The 3,745-nt window shown below is 32.7% G+C and carries 7 protein-coding genes; 2 read left to right on the forward strand and 5 right to left on the reverse strand.

The window, feature by feature from the left end; all coding sequences use genetic code 11:
• Positions 1–357 precede the first annotated feature (357 nt).
• Positions 358–714: a helix-turn-helix domain-containing protein gene (locus ACFINE_RS09295; RefSeq protein ID WP_375621836.1), complete on the forward strand. Its 357-nt coding sequence runs from the start codon at positions 358–360 to the stop codon at positions 712–714.
• 31 nt (positions 715–745) lie between these two features.
• Here the strand turns inward: ACFINE_RS09295 and ACFINE_RS09300 are convergent, their stop codons facing one another.
• On the reverse strand, positions 746–1,012 hold the full coding sequence (locus ACFINE_RS09300; RefSeq protein WP_375618900.1) for a hypothetical protein: 267 nt from the start codon (positions 1,010–1,012) through the stop codon (positions 746–748).
• A 3-nt stretch (positions 1,013–1,015) separates the two neighbouring features.
• A complete protein-coding gene (locus ACFINE_RS09305) occupies positions 1,016–1,696 on the reverse strand; it encodes an AAA family ATPase (protein ID WP_375621837.1) in 681 nt (226 codons plus the stop codon).
• A gap of 92 nt (positions 1,697–1,788) precedes the next feature.
• Here ACFINE_RS09305 and ACFINE_RS09310 point away from each other — a divergent pair, with 92 nt between their 5' ends.
• Positions 1,789–2,037, forward strand: a complete 249-nt coding sequence (locus tag ACFINE_RS09310; protein ID WP_375621838.1) for a hypothetical protein — start codon at positions 1,789–1,791, stop codon at positions 2,035–2,037.
• Between the two features lie 85 nt (positions 2,038–2,122).
• Here the strand turns inward: ACFINE_RS09310 and ACFINE_RS09315 are convergent, their stop codons facing one another.
• From ACFINE_RS09315 to ACFINE_RS09325, 3 genes are all read right to left on the reverse strand, one after another.
• The gene (locus ACFINE_RS09315) at positions 2,123–2,767 is read right to left on the reverse strand and encodes a recombinase family protein (protein ID WP_375621839.1); all 645 of its coding nucleotides are present in this window, start codon (positions 2,765–2,767) and stop codon (positions 2,123–2,125) included.
• Between the two features lie 164 nt (positions 2,768–2,931).
• Positions 2,932–3,387 carry a TIR domain-containing protein gene (locus ACFINE_RS09320; RefSeq protein ID WP_375621840.1) on the reverse strand — a complete coding sequence of 152 codons (456 nt, stop codon included), beginning with the start codon at positions 3,385–3,387 and terminating at the stop codon, positions 2,932–2,934.
• Between the two features lie 45 nt (positions 3,388–3,432).
• On the reverse strand, positions 3,433–3,582 hold the full coding sequence (locus ACFINE_RS09325; protein WP_375612426.1) for a hypothetical protein: 150 nt from the start codon (positions 3,580–3,582) through the stop codon (positions 3,433–3,435).
• Between the last annotated feature and the right edge of the window lie 163 nt (positions 3,583–3,745).

Raw genomic sequence — 3,745 nt, forward strand, 5'->3', positions numbered from 1 at the left:
AACGCGGGTCTGATGTCATGATTTTGGTGAGCGTTCCGGAGAGTTTGAGAGGCGGATAGCCTCTCATTAAAAAATAAAGTTTATAAATAAAAACTATTTTTATTTGCCAATCTCCTGAAATTACTTTATTGGTAAGCGAATGTTTTAATCGTATACGCAGCGATTAATAAGGGATTAAAAGCCTTAAAGTTTGAACATAAAATTAGCCCACTCTGTTGGTTTCCCGGGATTCCGGGAGCTTTTGCTATGTCCAGGTGCTTAAAGCACTAAAAGCAAAAAGCTGATTCAAACTTCAGTACTTTTAACTCCCGGAATACCAATGCGAGGGCGCTCGCACCCGGTCGGGGGGAATTTAAAGTGCAAAAGAAAACTCCACATTTTAATGATATTTCTGTAGGCAAAAGAATTCGTCATAAACGCATTTCAATGGGAATTTCTCAGACAGAGTTAGGAAACAAATTAGGAGTAAGCTTCCAACAAATCCAAAAATATGAAAAAGGCTCAAATCGTGTAGGAGCTGGACGCTTGCAGGAAATCGCTAACATACTAGATGTTCATATCTCCTTTTTTTATACCGATATTTCACAAAAAAGAAATATTCCGTACCATTATGATGAAGAAATTTCCAGTAAAGAAGAATATTTCCTTTTAAAAGGTTTTAGAAAACTTAATCCTAAAAAACAGAAAGCAGTTTTATGTTTGTTTTCTGAATAAAATGAATACTTTTAAAATTATAGCGTACAAACTAATCGCTCTGTTTATAAGCATTCATTAATATTTCTAGAAAATCACCATGGCGATATCGCTCTTGTTTAGCCATCAATTTAAAACGATTAATGATATTTACGCTAGCTTTGATATTTAATTGTATCTCAACTGACTGTTCACGACTTGGGAAAGTTGCTGCCTTATCTACCTCTTTGCGTTGTATAATGTTTAAAGAAGATTGAGTTTGTCGTGGTTTAAAATCATCAAGTTCTGAAAAATTTAATGGTTTTCTTTCTGTACTCATTCTTTAATTTCCTTTCTCTTGAACTTTTTTTAGCTTTGTAATGACTTCAGCAACAAATGCTTCGACATTGCCAATCGCAGTTTCTAAATTATTAACTTCCTTTGGATTGAGATTACGATGTGAACCTCCAGTTGCAAAGATTGCGGAAAAAGCATCACGTTCATTGATTTCTGTTTCAAAAACATCAAGTTCTGGGTTTTTTCTAAATTGAGATGATACAAAACGAGCAGTTCTGGATTTTGCAACAACTTTAGATTGCGTAAACAAAACAGAATAAGCGATAAGACGCCGTACAGCTTTCATATCTCTGTGAATTTCTTTTATAATTTCGATAGCTGCTATAGCGTCTTGCTGTTGTTCCTTCATAGGAACAATTACAAAATCAGATTGACTAATTGCATAACTAGTTAAGCGTGATGCTGTACCTTCTAGATCAACAATTACGAATGGATCTCGAGTAGATGCAATTTCTATTTCATCTAAAATAGTTTTTTCAGATTCATTAGTAACGACAGTAAGATTATCTGGTTTACCCGGCAATTCAGACCAAGTGGTAATAGGATGGCGAGGATCAGCATCTATAATTGTAACTGGTTTAGCATGTGCAAGTTCACAAGCAAGGAGCAAAGCAGCTGTTGTTTTTCCACTCCCCCCCTTGGAATTAGCAAAGGATATGACAGGCATTTAGTTACTTTCTAAATAGAATATAGTATTGTATAGTATTATACCATAAGGTATAATAAAGTATTAAAATATACCCTTTATAAGGAGAAAAAATGACCAATAAACCCGTTCAAAATCATAACGATAAAGTTTTTAAAAACGTTAGCAAATTTTTTGAAACTTTTAATCAAAAAATAGATTGTTTTAACAAACCCGATACAATACAGCGTGATGGATTTACAGAAGTTAAAACAAAAAGAGGAGATATCATAAAAAGTACAGTTCCAGAAGCTGCACTACAATTAGCTCTAATGATAGACAATGGTACAAAATTTTGGAAAGAGGATATAAGAAAAAAATAATTTTTCTATGAGAAGTTCGTCAGTTAAGTTTACTATACCTTATGATATTATATAGTAGGGTATAGTACTATACTAAAAGATACCTTTATGTTCTTGGCATGGTAATGATAGGCTTTATTTTCGTAAGCTTGATGTTTTTACGTTCAATAAATAAACGTAAGGTGTTCACACTAACTCCTAATGTCTTAGCAATACGGCTCTGTGATAAACCAACATTTATAAATGCTTGAATTTCATCAATGTGATTGTCCAGCTTTAATTGCGTAGCTTTACTTCCTTTTGGCCGGCCAAGTTTTATTCCTCGTTGACGAGCAACATTTAAGGCTTCTTTTGTGCGTGTTTGAATTAAATGCCGTTCAATTTGCGATACCATACCCAATACGTTTGCAATAATATCGCTTTGTAAACTTCCGTCCATGATAAGGTTTTGTTTCGTTATATGCACAATTAAACCACGTTCACTGGCTGCTTTGAGAATTTCTAAAACAGCAAGAGAAGAACCAGCAATACGAGAAAATTCAGGTGTTAACAACACATCACCACATTCAGCTTTTTCAATTAAAACACCAAGTTTACGCTTACGCCAATCTTTTCCTCTACTTGCAATTTCTTCTTCAATATGGAGTGGAGCAAAGCCATGTTTGTTAGCATATTCTAACAAGCCAAATTTTTGATTTTCTGTATCTTGTCCATCACGAGAAACACGTAAATAAGCATAAAATTTTGGCATTTTTCAGTAAAAAGGTTATTTTATATTAAAACTGATATATTATTGCATAGAAAAAATAGAAATTAAATATACAATTTTCGTTCATAAAAAATGATCGTTTTTTCTGATATTGCAATTTATGACGCTTCAAATGACACTGTGCGTATACTTCATGCAAAAAAAATTCAGTCGTTAAGTGTATCTAAATTGAATCCGGCGGTGTTTAATAGTTCAATAAGTTTTGGGAGAGTTTCTTTTACGTGTTCATTAAAAGGAATGTAATTAATCCCTTCATAATCTGAAGGCACTTCAACATCTCGTTGTTTTAAAATAGCAATATTTCTGCAAGAAATTATAGGAAACAACATACCCATTTTAAAAATAACATTTTTATTAGCGCGCGGTTGTGCGTCTTTTTTATCAGCAGATTTTGCATAGCCAATCTCATCGGGAGTAAGTAACACAATACCAAATTTTGGAGAATTAGTTTGTATACTAATTTCTTGTTTAAAATCCTCAATAGTAGTTAAATCATCACTACCAAATTTCAGAACGTATGGTTCCAATCCAAGCTTAAAAAGAATACGTTCAGTTTGTTCTAAAATAGTATGATTATTATATACAATAAAAATTTTTGGCATTTTTATATCCCCTATAAAATACATGCGTTTGTCCCAGAGGGCTTATTATTCTTTATCAACGAATAATTGCGATAAAAATTTCTCCCAATCTATATTTTCCTTTAATTTATCATTAGTCTCTTTATCAAATTTTATTTTTTTACCATTTACAGTAAAACAAAATTCAACACTTTCGATATCATCATGATTGAGCATTTCCAACACCTATAATTTCAGTTATGTTCCATGTTTTATTGAGTTTAATGGAAATTTTAATACCTTTGTTTTTACATTGCTCTCTGAAAGCAGGCGCCCCCCGCACCTGCTATTTTATTTACGCAACATCCTCATACTCATCACGAAAATAATCATCATCACT

It is taken from the genome of Bartonella sp. AA97HXZ (genome assembly GCF_042196985.1).
GTDB lineage: Bacteria > Pseudomonadota > Alphaproteobacteria > Rhizobiales > Rhizobiaceae > Bartonella.

Bases quoted from the DNA above. Each gene is read 5' to 3' on its own strand.
- ACFINE_RS09300 (WP_375618900.1), bottom strand. From the start codon at position 1,012: ATGAGTACAGAAAGAAAACCATTAAATTTTTCAGAACTTGATGATTTT.
- ACFINE_RS09305 (WP_375621837.1), bottom strand. From the start codon at position 1,696: ATGCCTGTCATATCCTTTGCTAATTCCAAGGGGGGGAGTGGAAAAACA.
- ACFINE_RS09310 (WP_375621838.1), top strand. From the start codon at position 1,789: ATGACCAATAAACCCGTTCAAAATCATAACGATAAAGTTTTTAAAAAC.
- ACFINE_RS09315 (WP_375621839.1), bottom strand. From the start codon at position 2,767: ATGCCAAAATTTTATGCTTATTTACGTGTTTCTCGTGATGGACAAGAT.
- ACFINE_RS09320 (WP_375621840.1), bottom strand. From the start codon at position 3,387: ATGCCAAAAATTTTTATTGTATATAATAATCATACTATTTTAGAACAA.
- ACFINE_RS09325 (WP_375612426.1), bottom strand. From the start codon at position 3,582: ATGCTCAATCATGATGATATCGAAAGTGTTGAATTTTGTTTTACTGTA.